General features: G+C 54.0%; 11 protein-coding genes. 4 read left to right on the top strand and 7 right to left on the bottom strand.

What is annotated here, in order from left to right:
* Positions 1-158 precede the first annotated feature (158 nt).
* Complete coding sequence (locus B5M42_RS01960) at positions 159-2,825, bottom strand: EAL domain-containing protein (protein WP_134748821.1); 2,667 nt, start codon at positions 2,823-2,825, stop codon at positions 159-161.
* 238 nt (positions 2,826-3,063) lie between these two features.
* Here B5M42_RS01960 and B5M42_RS01955 point away from each other — a divergent pair, with 238 nt between their 5' ends.
* From B5M42_RS01955 to B5M42_RS01945, 3 genes are all read left to right on the top strand, one after another.
* On the top strand, positions 3,064-3,321 hold the full coding sequence (locus tag B5M42_RS01955) for a hypothetical protein (protein WP_134748823.1): 258 nt from the start codon (positions 3,064-3,066) through the stop codon (positions 3,319-3,321).
* Positions 3,322-3,742: 421 nt separating this feature from the next.
* The gene (locus B5M42_RS01950) at positions 3,743-4,792 is read left to right on the top strand and encodes a LacI family DNA-binding transcriptional regulator (protein WP_134748825.1); all 1,050 of its coding nucleotides are present in this window, start codon (positions 3,743-3,745) and stop codon (positions 4,790-4,792) included.
* Positions 4,793-4,912: 120 nt separating this feature from the next.
* Positions 4,913-7,348, top strand: a complete 2,436-nt coding sequence (locus B5M42_RS01945) for a GH36-type glycosyl hydrolase domain-containing protein (RefSeq protein WP_134748827.1) — start codon at positions 4,913-4,915, stop codon at positions 7,346-7,348.
* Positions 7,349-7,499: 151 nt separating this feature from the next.
* Here the strand turns inward: B5M42_RS01945 and B5M42_RS01940 are convergent, their stop codons facing one another.
* Positions 7,500-8,069: a hypothetical protein gene (locus B5M42_RS01940; protein ID WP_134748829.1), complete on the bottom strand. Its 570-nt coding sequence runs from the start codon at positions 8,067-8,069 to the stop codon at positions 7,500-7,502.
* Positions 8,070-8,089: 20 nt separating this feature from the next.
* On the bottom strand, positions 8,090-9,754 hold the full coding sequence (locus B5M42_RS01935) for a M91 family zinc metallopeptidase (protein ID WP_134748831.1): 1,665 nt from the start codon (positions 9,752-9,754) through the stop codon (positions 8,090-8,092).
* 240 nt (positions 9,755-9,994) lie between these two features.
* Between B5M42_RS01935 and B5M42_RS01930 the strand changes: the two genes are divergently transcribed.
* Positions 9,995-10,960, top strand: coding sequence for an SPL family radical SAM protein (locus B5M42_RS01930; RefSeq protein ID WP_134748833.1), 966 nt, complete (start codon positions 9,995-9,997; stop codon positions 10,958-10,960).
* Here B5M42_RS01930 and B5M42_RS01925 read toward each other — a convergent pair.
* The 4 genes from B5M42_RS01925 to B5M42_RS01910 all read right to left on the bottom strand — a co-directional run bounded on the left by B5M42_RS01925 (position 10,942) and on the right by B5M42_RS01910 (position 15,410).
* Positions 10,942-11,622, bottom strand: coding sequence for a hypothetical protein (locus B5M42_RS01925; protein ID WP_209280635.1), 681 nt, complete (start codon positions 11,620-11,622; stop codon positions 10,942-10,944). The genes B5M42_RS01930 and B5M42_RS01925 overlap by 19 nt on opposite strands.
* Before the next feature lie 636 nt (positions 11,623-12,258).
* Positions 12,259-13,560, bottom strand: coding sequence for an ankyrin repeat domain-containing protein (locus B5M42_RS01920; protein ID WP_167689535.1), 1,302 nt, complete (start codon positions 13,558-13,560; stop codon positions 12,259-12,261).
* 319 nt (positions 13,561-13,879) lie between these two features.
* Entirely contained in the window at positions 13,880-14,512 is a 633-nt protein-coding gene (locus B5M42_RS01915) for a class II aldolase/adducin family protein (RefSeq protein WP_209280636.1), read from the bottom strand.
* Positions 14,513-14,579: 67 nt separating this feature from the next.
* Positions 14,580-15,410: a sugar phosphate isomerase/epimerase family protein gene (locus B5M42_RS01910; RefSeq protein WP_134748837.1), complete on the bottom strand. Its 831-nt coding sequence runs from the start codon at positions 15,408-15,410 to the stop codon at positions 14,580-14,582.
* Between the last annotated feature and the right edge of the window lie 15 nt (positions 15,411-15,425).

Below are 15,425 nucleotides of genomic sequence, written 5' to 3'. Positions count from 1 at the left end.
ATTGTAACAGAAAAGAAATCGGGAAAAATCGCCAATTTTGCAGAACCGTGTCGTCCACGCTTTTCTCGCGTTGCTTTGTCGCATCAAGCCGTCAAAAAAGGAAGGCCCGACGGACCTTCCCTTCTCGCTTTCCACGCATGTTTCATGGTGCGGGCGCGTTATGCGGTTGGCGGCTGCTTGAAGGCCGCTGCCTGATGCATCTGGGTGAATGCAGCGAATTCGGGGACCGGCATCGGCTTGCCGATCAGGAAGCCTTGGGCAAAGTCGCAGCGCAGCTGCTGCAGGCTTCGCAGCTGATCCAGGTCCTCTACGCCTTCGGCAACAACCGTCAGGCCAAGGCTGTGGGTCATCGCAATGATCGCTTTGACAATCGCTGCGTCGTCGCTGTCCTCCGTCATGTCGCGGATGAACGATTTGTCGATTTTGATCGCGTGGATCGGAAGCCGCTTGACCAGCGCCAGCGACGAATAGCCGGTGCCAAAATCGTCGAGCGCAATCTGCAGGCCCAGCTTGACCAGCTGCTGCAGCTTGTGTTCGCTTCCCTCCATGTCGCCAATCGCCATCGTCTCGGTAATTTCCAGGCACATCCATTCCGGCCCAACGCCTGTCTCCTTCAGCGTTCTGCGCACCTGCTCGACAAAATCGGGATGCCGGAACTGCTGGGCGGAAATATTTACCGACATGACCAGCGGCGCCCGGCCCTCCTCCTGCCACGCCTTGACTTGCCGGCAGGCCTCCTGCAGCACCCACGTGCCGATCGGGACGATCAGCCCCATTTCCTCGGCCAGCGGAATGAACTCCATCGGCGGGACGAGCCCCCGCTCGGGCGAATGCCAGCGCAGCAAGGCTTCGGCGCCGAATAGCCGGCCGCTGTGCAACGCGATTTGCGGCTGATAGTGCAGCGTCAGCTCTCCGCGCTCCAGCGCCTTGCGCAGCCCCGCCTCCAGCGTAAACCGTTTGACAGCTTTCGAGCTGAGCTCATCCGTGTACATCTGCAGCAAGCCGCCGCCGTTTTCCTTGGCGGTATACATGGCGATGTCGGCGTATTTGATCAGCGCTTCGGCGTCAACGGCATGGTCGGGGTACAAGCTGGCGCCGATGCTGCCGACTGCGCGCAGCTCTTGACCGCCCAGCACGAACGGCTCGTTCAGGCTGTCCATGATGCGGCCGGCAATCGGCCAGATTTCGCCCGCGTCGCGCAGCTGCGGCAGCAGGACGATAAATTCATCCCCGCCAAGCCGGGCTACGGTATCGCTGTCGCGGACGCAAGCCCGCAGCTTCTGGGCGATATGCTGCAGCATCCGGTCGCCGAACTGATGGCCGAGCGCGTCGTTGATATCCTTGAAGCGGTCGAGATCGATCAGCAGAACAGCCAGCTTGATCCGCGCGCGGTCGGCTTCGTTCATGGCCTCTTCCAGCCGCTGGTGGAAATGCGCCCGGTTCGGCAGCCCGGTCAAGCTGTCATGCTCGGCGATAAAGCGGATGTGCCGGAACAGCGATTCGCGCTCCAAATGCGTCGCGAGAATGGTGTAGCTGTGCCGGCTGATATCGGCAAAGGTGATCAGGTTAAGCGGGTGGAACGGCCCGACCAACGCGAGAAAGCCCCATTCCAGCTGATCGGACACGAGCGGGTGCACCACCGCGTAATCGTCCCGTCCTTCCCCGGTGTTCACCGGCAAAAATTCCGGCGGCGGGAACGCCTCGGCTGGGTAGCGCGCGCCGAGCTCCGGCAGCGGATCGCCCCGCGTGCTGAACACCTGCTTGACGACGAGCTGCCTTTGACCGTGAACGTCCGTGTCCCAAAGCGCCATGATGCCGCGATGACATTCGTTCCAGTACAGCTTGGAAATATGCATATGCTCGCCGGTGCTCGCTTGCACCAGCCCTTTGATCAAATGGTAATTGTTGGTGAACATTTGATTCAGCGCTTCGCGCTGTTCGGCAATCAGCGTTTCGTACGCTTCGAAGCTGTCGGCTGTCCGCGCCGGCGTCAGCGCGCAGCCGCAGGAGCTGCGGTGCACGAGCCGCCCCGGGAGCCGCTGGATGCGCTCGGCGGGTCGGCGTCCGGCAATCAGCGCCAACAGCTCATCGATGGCTCGCTGGGCGAGCTCGACTACCGGGTACTCGATAGTCGTAAGCGGCGGCTGATGGGTTGCAGCCAATGCGATGTTGTCAAAGCCAGTGACGGCAAGCTCTCCAGGCAGCTGTCGGCCCGTCTGGCGAAGCGTATCGATGAGTCCGAGCGCGTTCATGTCGGTTCCAGCCGCTACGGCGGTAATGGCGGTGCCCAGCTCGTTGATCCGCTGGGCCGCCTCGGCGCCGCCGGTAAACAGATTGTCCGGCACGTTGATGATCAGTTCGTCGCGCAGCGGGATGCCGTGTTCGGCCAGCGCGTCCCGATACCCGTCGAACCGTTCGGCCAGCTCGGCTTCACGCAGCTGCCCGACGAAAGCGATATTACGGTGGCCGTGGGCAATCAAATGCAGCACCGCTTCCTTCATGCCCTGGCGGTTGTCCATGCGCACATGGCACCAAGGCACCTCGCTGCGGTAATGCGCGAGGCCCACGATGGGCTTGCCGGAGCGCTTCAGCTGGCGAAGGACGCTGTCGGACACCGTATCCAGCACGACAAGCCAGCCGTCGGTCACGTCCTGCGATACCGGATCGCGGATCGTAAAATCCGGCCGATGCTCGATCATCGTATGCAAGGCAAGCAGCTGGCCGCCTTGCTTCCGCACGGCGCTATGCACGATCTCGATGATTTTTCCGAAATATTCGCCGTCCAGATGAGGCGCCATTACACCGATGCGGAATTCGTTAGCCATCGCTTCCCCTGCCTTCTCGTTTTGTCAAAATTCCCTGTGTCCTGCAAAGAAAAATCGCTACTATGATCATTCCCCGCGTTGCCTGCAATCTCCTGCCTTAATGATGCGAAGACATTCTGTTTAGCGGCGGGCGCTTGTACTCGAGGGACAATCGAGGAGGGCAAGTATCCAAGCCATCGTGCAAATGCCGTCATATACAATAATGTCAGAAAAAACTTCCGCCTATGAGGTGATTCGCATGTCATGTCCAAAATGTCCGGCCCGTCAGGTTGTCGATCCTCCAAACGTCGTATTCCGGGACTACTATCATCCGCAAATCGTTGAGGTTATTCATCCGATTGAAATTGTCAACCGGCATCATTGCGTTCCTGTACCCTGTCATGTATACACCGTAACGGAACGCGACGAATTTTGCGGCGAAGCGCTTCCCGGCGACGCCGTTGTGCAATCGGTGAGAACCAAAGCCACAGCACGGACGAAAGCTCGCCGCCGCTAACCCGATCATGGAAGCCTTGCGTTGCCTCGCCCCGAACGACCGGGGGTGGCGCCAAGGCTTCCCTTCATTTATTAAGGCGGCCTCCGTCTTGCTGCTGGGCGTCATGGTCGTGCAGCTTGGGTAGATCGAGTACCCGCGGGGGTAACTTTGGGCTGCAATCGGCTATTTGCTTTTGTACGCGTCGGGCGCTGACGGCAGTCGAAGCGGCGCTGGAGACCTGGACGCAGCTGGTCTGGTAATGTCCATTGGACTTGGTGGTGCTCGTACGGGTCGTACGGGTCAATTCGTCAGCAACACGCCGCCGGATTCCTCTGCCAGATGCTTGGCCTTCGGGCCGGGAAGCGGACTTTTTGGTCATTGCAATTGCCCTGGGGCTGGCATATAATTTAACTAACGCGCGTTCGCGCCGAAGGAGGAAATCATGCGCAGCGAAGATATTGCCAAGCTGGCCGGGGTATCCAGAAGCACGGTTTCACGCGTCATTAACAACTATCCCGACATTCCGCAGAAAACGCGGGACAAAGTGCTGAAAATTATCGAGCAGTACCACTACGAGCCGAATACCTCCGCTCGCGTGCTGGCCGGTAAGGGCACGAACACCATCGGCTTCTTCGTCGTCAGTTTGGCCGAGCAGCATAACGTCAACCGGATTTATCAGAACAACTACTTCGCCCCGTTCGTCGACGCCGTCATCGATACCGCCAACGCCGCCGGCTACTATGTGCTCGTGCATACGGTGTACTCCAAAGAGGATTTTGTCAAGGTCAAGCAGGCTTTCTTGCAAAAACGCATTGACGGCGGCATCATCGTCGGCACGCAGAAGGACATCGATACCGTGCGGGATATCGGCGGGCTGGGCATGCCGCTCGTCTTGATCGATTACGACATCGGCGAAATTATGGAGCACCATCTCGATCAGAATCATCTGGCGATTGTCAATTCGAAGGATTATGAAGGCGCTACCGCGGCGATGGAATACCTGATCGGTCTCGGTCATCGCGAGATCGGCTTTATCGCAGGCCGCCTGACGACCTTTTCCGGCCGCCAGCGCGCCAAGGCTTACGAAGACGCGCTGCAGCGCCACGGGCTGCCGGTGGAGGAGGCGTTCCGGCTCAAGGGCGAGTTCCTGAAGCAGAACGCTTACGACGAAGCGATTCGCTTGATTCGGAGCGGGCGGCTGCCGACGGCGATTTTTTCCGCCAATGACGATATGGCGATTGCGGCGATGGAAGCGCTGAAGGAGCACGGGGTACGCGTGCCTGACGACGTTTCGGTCATCGGCTTTGACGATGTGCCTGTCGCCTCACAGATCGTGCCCAGTTTAAGCTCGGTCCGCCTCCCTATCTACGACATGTCCAGGGAAGCGGTCAACAAGATTGTCGGCATGTGCGAAGCGGGCTTGAGCTCCTTTGGCACGTCGAGCTTTCCGACGCAGCTGATTCAGCGCGATTCGTGCCGCAGCTTGCGCTAAAGCCGTTGGTTTTGCCGGAACAGTGAGGATGCGGCCCCTCACGGGGCTTTCCTAACGCGCGTTAGTCAAAACGTGCGATATATTCTTTTATTTTCCCATTTTGAAAGGAGACTTTCGCAAATGAAATTCGGTTATTTTGATGACGCCAGCAAAGAGTATGTCATCAGCACCCCGCAAACTCCCTACCCGTGGATCAACTACTTGGGGAACGAGAAGTTTTTTGGCCTGATCTCCAATACTGCCGGCGGTTATTGCTTCTACCGCGACGCCCGCCTGCGCCGTCTCACCCGCTATCGCTATAACAATGTGCCGATCGATCACGGCGGCCGCTATTTCTATGTTCACGACGAAGGCGACTTCTGGACGCCGGGCTGGATGCCGGTCAAACGCGACCTCGATTCCTATGAATGCCGCCACGGCCTTGGCTACACGTCGATTACCGGCGAACGCAACGGACTGAAAGTCAATCAACTGGCCTTTATTCCATTGAATTATAACGGCGAAGTCTATCAAGTGACGGTCACGAACACGTCCGCGGCTGCCAAACAAGCGAAGCTGTTCTCCTTTATTGAATTTTGCTTGTGGAACGCCCATGACGACATGACCAACTTCCAACGCAACCTGAGCACGGGCGAAGTCGAAGTCAAGGATTCCGTCATTTACCATAAAACCGAATACCGCGAGCGCCGCGATCACTTCTCCTTCTATTCGGTCAACGCGCCGATCGACGGCTTCGATACGGACCGCGAATCGTTCCTGGGTCTTTATAACGGCTTCGATCATCCGCAAGTTGTCGCTGCCGGTCAGTCCTCCAACTCCGTCGCCAGCGGCTGGTCGCCGATCGCTTCGCATTGCCTCAACCTGAATCTCGCTCCGGGCGAATCAAAAACGTTCGTGTTCGTGCTCGGTTATGTGGAGAATCCGGAAGAAGAGAAATGGGAAGCGCTCGACGTGATCAACAAAACACGCGCCTTGGCGATGATCGAGCAGTTCGCCACCCCGGCCGACGTGCAAAAAGCGCTGGATGAGCTGAGCGCCTACTGGAATCAGCTGCTGTCCAAATATACCATTGAAAGCTCCGACGAGAAGCTGAACCGTATGGTGAACATCTGGAATCCGTACCAATGTATGGTGACGTTCAACATGTCGCGTTCCGCGTCGTATTTCGAATCCGGCATCGGCCGTGGCATGGGCTTCCGCGACTCCAACCAGGATTTGCTCGGCTTTGTGCATCAAATTCCGGAGCGCGCCCGCGAGCGGATCATCGACATCGCCTCGACGCAATTCGAGGACGGCAGCGCTTATCACCAATACCAGCCTTTGACCAAAAAAGGAAACCATGAAGTTGGCGGCGGCTTTAACGACGATCCGCTGTGGCTCATTCTCGGCACGGCTGCGTACATCAAGGAAACAGGTGACTTCAGCATTTTGGACGAAGAAGTGCCATTTGACTGCAACCCGGACAAAACCGGCTCGCTGTTCGAGCATTTGACACGTTCCTTCTATCACGTCATCCACAATCTCGGCCCGCATGGCTTGCCGCTGATTGGCCGCGCCGACTGGAACGACTGCTTGAACCTCAACTGCTTCTCCAAAGAACCGGGCGAATCGTTCCAAACGACGCAAAATATCGAAGGCCGCGTCGCTGAATCCGTCTTTATCGCCGGCCTGTTCGTGTTCGTCGGACCGGATTACGTTGAGCTGTGCAAACGCCGCGGCTTGACCGAAGAAGCGGACAAAGCGCAGGCATTTATCGAGCAAATGCGCGAAACGACGATGAAGCACGGCTTCGACGGTGACTGGTTCCTGCGCGCCTACGACCATTACGGCAGCAAAATCGGCAGCAAGGAAAACGCCGAGGGGCAAATCTTCATCGAGCCGCAAGGCTTCTGCGTCATGGCCGGCATCGGCGTCGAGGAAGGCGCAGCCGAGCGTGCATTGAACGCCGTTCAAGAGCGTCTGGAAACGCCGTACGGCATCGTGCTGCAAAATCCGCCGTATTCCAAATATTATCTGAATCTCGGCGAAATCTCCTCCTACCCGCCGGGATATAAAGAAAATGCCGGTATTTTCTGCCACAACAACCCGTGGATCATGATTGCCGAAACCGTGCTGGGCCGCGGCGACCGCGCATTTGAGCTGTACAAAAAAATCGCGCCGGCTTATCTCGAAGAGATCAGCGAAATTCATCGCATGGAGCCTTACGTCTATGCGCAAATGATCGCTGGCAAAGACGCTGTCCGCCAAGGCGAAGCGAAAAACTCCTGGTTGACCGGCACGGCCGCTTGGAACTTCGTCGCCATTACGCAAGCGATTCTCGGCATTCAGCCGGAATTTGACGGTTTGCGCGTCAACCCGTGCATTCCGCAGGACTGGGAAGGCTTTACGATCAGCCGCACCTACCGCGGCGATACGTACCGCATCCGCGTGACGAATCCGAATCGCGTGAACAAAGGCGTAGCCAGCGTGACTGTTGACGGCAAAGCAATTGAAGGCAACGTGCTGCCGGTGTTCGGCGACGGCGCAACGCATGAAGTTGAGGTTGTGCTCGGTTAACGCGAGCTTACGGAATAATTGGCATCCCCTTATCGTAAAACGGTTTCCGTCGACGGCGGAGCCGTTTTTCTTTGCTTTTGTTGCGAAAAAAAGCCCCGGTCCTCCCCGTTATCCGACGGAAAAGTACCGAAGCCATGTAAAGCATTGCCTTTCAGGAACGGCTTTGAGCCAGCCATTGCTGAAATAAAAACAATTCCTCTCGCCGCGGAATTTGTACGGTTATTCCATCCTCCAGCGTCAGTTCCTCCAACTGGCAGAAGAGTGGCAACAAGCCAATGCGCAGCTCCCACTCTTTCACTTCGCGCAGCGGTGGTAGTTGAGCCTCGTTCGGATGCCAGGCCGTCAGCGGCAGCGGAATGCGGGCTTGTCCTTGCAGCGTCTGACCTGGCTCCAGCAGCCGGGCGGCAGGAAGAAGCTCGTAGGCTACCTCGGATATCGGCGGAGAGACGTAACCGCGGCTGAGCACCAGCTTGTGCGGCTGCTCCTTGCCAGCAAGTCGAATCATCGCTTGCGGCGCTTCGGCAAAGCCTTGTCCGGCGGCAAATACGATCACCTTGTCAAGCACATGCACAGATGTCCTTCCTGTGTGGCTCAGCTCATAATGAATCAGAAGCTGGTCTTCCGTTTGCTCCATCCGCCAATTCCATTCTACCGCTTTCGCAATCTCCCCCGCTTCCATCTGCTGTTGTTTGATTTGTTCGATCCGGGCGCTGCGATCCATCCAGATTTCCTCCTGACGATTTATAAATAAGAGCCGCGGTGCTTGTACTTATCTTCTTCCGTTGAATTGCCATAGACCAAATCCCGATGGTATTGGCGATATTTGTTTTCCGTAACCTCGTCATCCTTGAACGTGCCTAAACCAACCGTTGCGTGTTCTTCTCTTTTGACACCGATATCTTTAAATTTGAGATCGTCTTGAGACAAAACATCGACCAGATCAATTTTGTCGTCAGACTTTTTCTTTTTGCCTTCAAAGCTATGATAGGCGTGGGTTAATTCATGAAATAACGCAGTGTCGCTGGTCGTTGATACGTTGCCATCGTGCAAAGGCAAATCGATACTTGCGCCCGCCGTGTAAAATACATTGCTGCTGGAGCCTGTCCCATCGGACGAGGTCGTATCGTCGAGGCTCTGATGATGCGCCTTCATCGGATCTGTCGACTTGCCGAGCGTCAAATCGAGGGTGCCTGACTTGCCACCGCTGCCAAGCAATTTCATCAGCTTGCGTCCGTTCGGCACTTGCAATATTTTGGCAATGTCATCGAGGGCTTTTCCTTTGAAATCCTCTGAATCTACATCGTTCATTGCGCTATCCGTAATTGTATCGCCCGAGCGGTCGCGCTGCTGATCGGATATTTTGAAATGGCTTTTCCCTTCGCGAATATTGCTATACAGATCGGTAATTTCTCCAAATTCCTTGTGGGAAACCTGGTTGGGTGCACCCGTCAGGAAATCCAGCTGATCGGTCACGTCGAACATCGATTTCAGCTTATTTTTGTCGTCTTCCCGATCCAGCAGCCGCTTGCGCTCCACGTTCAGCCGGGTTTTGAGCTGGTCGTACGCTTCCTTGGTTATCACTCGCTTTTGTGTCTGATTGATCCATTTTTTGCATGCCGTGTGCCACTCTTCGTTTTTGGTGCCCAGTGCCGGCGTGGTTGCCATAAACCCTTGAAAGGCCTCGTCGATGCGCGTCAGGTCGTAGGATTGACTCAATACGGCGCTCTGATATTCCAGATCGCTGATGCTGAACCCGCTGAATGAATTTCCGTTGAATGTGCTTTGATACAAGCTTTCCGTCGGATCGCCGTTGCCGAATTTTTCTTTGACGATTGCCGGCATCAGACCTAATGCCTCCTGATAGATTTCAAATTTCAAGTTTTGCATGCCCTCGAGCTGTTTTTTATGCTCGGAAATGGTTGAGCTGCATAGTTTATAAATCTTTAATAGCTTGGTCACTTCTACAGATGGGGTGCCAAGCGAATTTTCGTAATCGGTTAACGCTTTCACGATGTCGGTAAGTTTGGATTCCGAGCCCAAAAAATGCGGTTTGGGAATCGTCGTGTTCGTGTTGAATTGATCGGCGGACGTGCTCAGCCTGCGCTGAATAACCATCGAACCGGGTCCAGGGTGGGTCGGAGAAGAGTCTGAGTTCGACTGCTGACGCTGCGCAAGCAGCGAAGCGGTTAGCCGATTGCCCAAGGAACGTTGCAACTGCAGAATCCCCGGTACGGAAGCGGATTGCTGCTGAAGCCTGCCGCTTAGCGAGCTGCCCGGGGCTGTTGGCTGCCAAGTCTGCGTTGAATCGCGCTCATGCGCGGGAATTTTATCGGCAGCAGCAGGCTCTGCCGCAGGGGTAGCCGCTTTTTTTTGAATTTTGGGAATCTTGGGAGCATGCGTTTTCATTACTGAACCTCCAGGCGAGGATTGGGCATGATCGGGGTTATTGTGTGCCGGGAATTGACTTCCAAGCCCTAATTAAGTATGTCACAATTTCTCAGATATTGAAATAGACTTCGTCAATTCCTTTTTGCATTGGCAAAGACAATTGGAATGAGAACAAAGGTGTGATATAGTCATTAAATAGAACACATGTTCGATTCAATTTGCGGCTGAGTGCTTGGCCAATTCAGGGGGAACTATGCAATGACCAGCAAACGCTCGATTCGCTACGAACCGCTTTCCTGTAAAACGATTCTGAATGAAGTCAAAGCTCCCTCCATGCCCTTCTCGCGTTCGCTGAATCCGTATCGCGGCTGCCAGCACGGCTGCAGCTTTTGCTATGCGCGTTCGACGCATTCGTTTCTTGGTATGGAAACGGACGATACGTTCCAGAACCATATTATGATCAAGGAAAATGCCGCTGCTGCTCTGGAGCTCCAGCTTCAGACATTGTCCCGCTCAAGGCGCGGACTGGCCGCACTTGGCACCATAGCGATCGGCACGGCGACCGATCCGTACCAGCCGATCGAAGGCACATGGAAGCTGACGCGGCAATGTCTGGAGGTGCTGCAAGCGTACGGCGTACCTTACAGCATCACGACCCGCTCCCCGCTCATTTTGCGCGACCTCGATATTTTGCGCCGTTCGCCGGGCTGTTCGGTCAACATTAGCGTCAACACGCTGCAGGCCGGCTTGTGGTCGCGGTTGGAGCCGTCTACGCCTCCGCCGGGCAAAAGGCTAGAAACGGTACGCGAGCTGGCGGACAACGGTATTCGCGTCGGCGTTTTTATGGCACCGCTGCTGCCTTATTTGTCGGACGGAGACGACGATATTCGCAACGTTATCGAGCAAGCGGCCTGTCATCGTGCGGGTTTCGTCGCTCCGTCGTTTTTGCGGCTCAGCACTTCAGCGGTCAAGGTGTGGTTTTTTCAGACGCTGCAAGCTGCGTTCCCGCATCTGGTGGAGGCTTATGCCGAGTTGTATGTAGGCGGCACCGGCTCGCTCCCTCCGGCCTACAAAGAGCGGCGTATGCCGTTTATCCGGGCCGAGCTGGCACGCTGCGGCTTTGACCCGGAGCCTTCGGCGATGCGCGGACCTTCTCACGCCCGGCCGCAAGCAGCTGCAAATGAAGCGTCGGATGCGCAGCCGGTTCAGCTGTCGCTATTTTGAATGTGGTGAAGAAGATTTTGTATAACCGGAGTGAGACAGTCGACCGGAGTGATAATGGCTTGGCTGTTTTCTTTTGCAATTTCGTCTGCAGCGCCGCTCATCGATAATTGCGCAGCAATGACTCGTTTGTCCGCTTCAGCAGCAAGCAGTTGCTTGATGTATCGGTTAACAAGCTGGAGATAAGCATGCTTTTCGCCGAGCATAAGCAACTCGAAAGAGTGAGGAATGATGCGTGTTTCAGGAAGTTGGAAGCTTTGATTTCGCTGTTTCGCAAATGCTTGCAATCGTTTCATGGTGGCATCAACCGTAGACGGATTGGTGAAAACCAGAATTTGCGGCTTTGTCGAGGAGCAGATGTTTGCGAAAAGCGGATCGTCAATTTTTATTAGAGGAATCGGCATATGTATTTTGCTTTCCTCCAGTAGCGCAATATATTGCGTGCAAGTAATCAGAAGGGCATCGGCTTTTGTTTGAATGATCCATTCAAGCTGATCTTTCATTCGATGTCGAGCTTCTTTCAGCGTAAAGCCCGGATCATGATTCATCCGATGGATCAAGCCGGGGTCTACGTAATGGATGAGCTCGCAGTCTTGCACAGCGCTGGCCGCCTTTTGGATATATTCAATATTTGAATAATGGGCATGAAGGCATGCTAATTTCATGTGAGCCTCCTCCTCTGGATTACCCGCTGCTCAGCCGTTCTTCATAAAGCCGATAGTTCTCTTCATAAAGTACTGTATCTCAGAACAAGAGCAAATAGATTTTGAAAATGCTTCCGTAGGGTAGCAAGCAAGTGCTCTATTGAGAGTACTTTTGTCCAGCGAAGGTCCTTTAATATCGATCAACCCGAAGATGATCTGGATAACGAAATAGTTGCAAAAATTTCAAATGATATTTGGAGTGTAAAAAACAAACGCCAAATTATCTTTGCAAGCCATAACGCTAATTTAGTTGTAAATGGCGATGCTGAACTGGTCCTACAGTTTGGTTATACAACAAATGATGACCAATCATCAGGAGAAATAAAAAATATTGGATCGATTGATAATTTTGAAATCAAAGAAGCAATTAAATCAATAATGGAAGGTGGGGAGCGAGCCTTTAAATTGCGTATTGAGAAATATGGGTTCTAAATTGATGAAGATATAAACTTCTTCTATGACTAATGAAGTGATCCTTGCCGCATACGACAAGGCTTACTTCATTTAACAGTAAACAGCACTACCGCTACTAAAGTTACGAACTTTAACATAATAGGTGCTTCCAGATGCAAGATAACTGAGGTATTCACTCTTTCTTTACTCCGACACGCCGTACCGATTCAGAACATGCTTCACTTTCTCACTACCCCATGCCCGATCTGGAAGTTGAGCCCCTGCTTCGATTAGGATCTCCACAACCGCAGCATAATCTCCTTTCGGATTTTGAATATGAACCGATCCCCAGATACCGCTATTCATTGGCGTCGCCCCGAATCCATTTTGCATTTCCAAAGACGCACCGTGTTCAATTAGCATGCGGACGATATCCAAGTCCCCTTGTCCTGCGGCATGATGAAGGGCTGTCGACGAATGGGCATTGCGGCGTACATCCACATTAAATCCAGCATCCAGCATGAGTCGCACTGCATCCGCTTTATGAACCCAGGCTGCATCGGTTATTAAACTCTGGTCTTCCTGCGGCAGAGATTGGACAATCCCAGGATATGCCCTTAATAAGGTATGCACGGCTTCGGTATCCGCACGCATACATGCAAGCAGAAATTTCTGTTCAATTGAACTATACCGCAGCATGAGCTCTACAATAGCTTCATGACCCAAGCTTTCCGCTAGAAAGATCGGCTTCGCAGCCTCACCGATATGGTAAGCATAGATATGACCTCCAGGAGCAGTAAACCCCTCTTTCCCCACCTGTGCCTGAAGGGCTTTCGAATCCTTAGTCAATATTGTACCGACGAGTTCGGTATCTCCAAGCTTGCATGCCATGAAGATATCCGTCTGGGCGCCGCGTTCGATCAAATGCCTGCATTTGATCGCGTTATTGACCGCATATTGCGCCGGAGTACTGTTATGGTCAATATCCCGCATGTCGATGTCCGCCCCCTGATCGAGCAGGAAATCGATGACCTCCGTTGAAACAGCGTAATGCAATGGTACTTGACCATCCGGACCGCGCTGATTGACAATGTTTGGATCCTCCTCCATCATCTTTTGCAGGATATCCAGCATTCCCAACGCAGCTGCAGCATGCGGATCGACACGGGCTCCCCGCTCAATAAGGTAACGGGATAAGTCATGATGGTCATGATGCAGAACACCAAATCCTCCCGCCCACCAGCTACTTTTAGCGTTGACGTCCGCCCCGTAATGTAGCAATACGTCAACCAATTGGCGGTTATCTCTATTTGCAGCATTTACAATCGCCGGCGTGTCAAAAGCAAACCATGGTTCATCAATCCGTGCGACAAGCGATGGATGCCTTTGCAATAAGCGACTTGTTGCTTCCGGGTCTTTATCATTAACTGCTTGTTTGAACTGTTCAATGACCATCGCTTCCGGCTCACTCCTCGATAGATTGGAATTATTGTTCGGATCGGTCATAACATTATCACTCCTGTTAAAGGATGCTGGTTGGGGACGCATTGCCGGCGAGAAAATAAAGAAAGGCAGCCCGCTAAAAATACAGTCGACTTTTGAAATATCTTCATCCCAACAAACGAATGCGACTTCACGCACATATTGCAGTTGTTCGGCAGTCTCCAGCACGCTCTCAACGGCGATTTGCGCGGCTAACGGCTTGGGAAAACGGTAAATGCCCGTGCTGATATTCGGAAAAGCGATGCGGGTCCACTGTCGTCCCTTCTACCCGATGTTGTATCCATGATACGACTCCTTGTTTGTTTTTCTCACATTAACCGACTTATTCCGGCTTATAACCCCCGTAAGCACGGTAGATGGCTTGCAGTTTGTCAGCGGGAATAACCTTAGGTGTGCCTGCGGATTTGGCCAGCAAATAAATTTTTGCCGTTTCCTCCAGTACCGCAGCGCATTGCAGCGCCGAAGCAAGGTCCTTGCCGACGGCCACTGCGCCGTGGTTGCACAGCAGGACGGCATTCATGGAGCCGCAAGCAGCAACAGCAGCTTCTGCGAGCTGTTTCGTCCCGAACGTGACATAAGGCGCCACAGGTACGGCGCCGCCAAGAATGTGCACCGCTTCCGCCAAAATAGCGGGAATTTCTTCGCCCAAGACAGCTGCAGCCGTTGCATAAGGCGAATGCGTATGGATGACAGCGCCCACATCGGGGCGACTGCGGTAAAACAGCGTATGCAAAGCCCATTCGCTCGACGGCTTGCGATGCCCCCAGATTCGCTCGCCATCGGCGTTAATGCCAACGACATCATCGGCAGTCATCGATAAATACGAGGTGGCGCTTGGCGTAATGGCAAATGTCGAGGCATCGACACGCACGCTGACATTGCCGTTCGTTCCTGTTGTCAGCCCGGCTTCATACATCCGGCGGGCGGTTTCAACAACTTCCTGCTGCTGCCGCAAGATCGGTTCCTCCTCCAAAAAAAGGCTTTAGACGCAAATTAGTTTATGGGATTAATAATTAACTCTACTAATTTTTTAGAATTTCTTGTTTGATTTTTTCAATACCCGCCCACATATCGCCTTCTCGGTCAAAAATCACGGAAATCGGCACGTCGCAGTTGGTCTCGCGCAGCACAGCCAGCAGGCGTGCGAAATCTTCCGTGTCCAGCTCCCCGTTCTCATCGTACGCCGGTTTGGCGTGAATAGAATGGGCCAAAGGAGCGCCGTATGCAATTCCGGAGAGCTTCTCTTCAAAGTGTAAATTACCGAAATCAACAATCGTGCGGAAGCCGGGCTCCATCGTGTCCATCACGCGGGTCCAGCTCTCCAACGTAGAAGTCAATTCGCGGAAATTTTCCGTCACAATCTCGACGCCCAGCTGCGCTGCGGCTTGCTGCAGCTGGCGAAGGGCTTCGCCACAGCGCTGAGTAGCTTCAACGTCTCCGGCAGGCTGCTCTCCGGCCACGATACGGATCGCGCGTGCGCCTGATTTGGCGGCAATTTCCACCCACTCTGTCAAGTAACGGATGTCGGAGGCTCGGCGTTCCTCATCTGGAGAAGAGATATCGCCGTAATCGACCAGCAGCGTATGGAACACGATATCCGCAGCAAGAAATGCTTGCTTTAATTCTCTCAAGTATTCGTCCGTGGTCGAGGGAAAATGAAAATGACACAACTCTAAATAACGCAACCCGCGCCGCGCCGCTTCCTGCGGCAATGCAAGCAGCTCCAGCTCCTGCGGCTGGTCTTGAATATGCGTATCCTGCCGCTTGGTCTCGGTGTTCCAATAGGTCCAGCGTAACGGGCCAAGGCAGCGGTGCAGACTCCAGCTGCTGATGGATAAACGATTTGCCAACATCAACAATCACTCCGG

The sequence above is a fragment of the Paenibacillus athensensis genome, assembly GCF_004514475.2.
Classification (GTDB): domain Bacteria; phylum Bacillota; class Bacilli; order Paenibacillales; family NBRC-103111; genus Paenibacillus_AL; species Paenibacillus_AL athensensis.
Note: the sequence above shows the minus strand (reverse complement) of the source record. Positions and strands in the feature narration are given on the sequence as shown.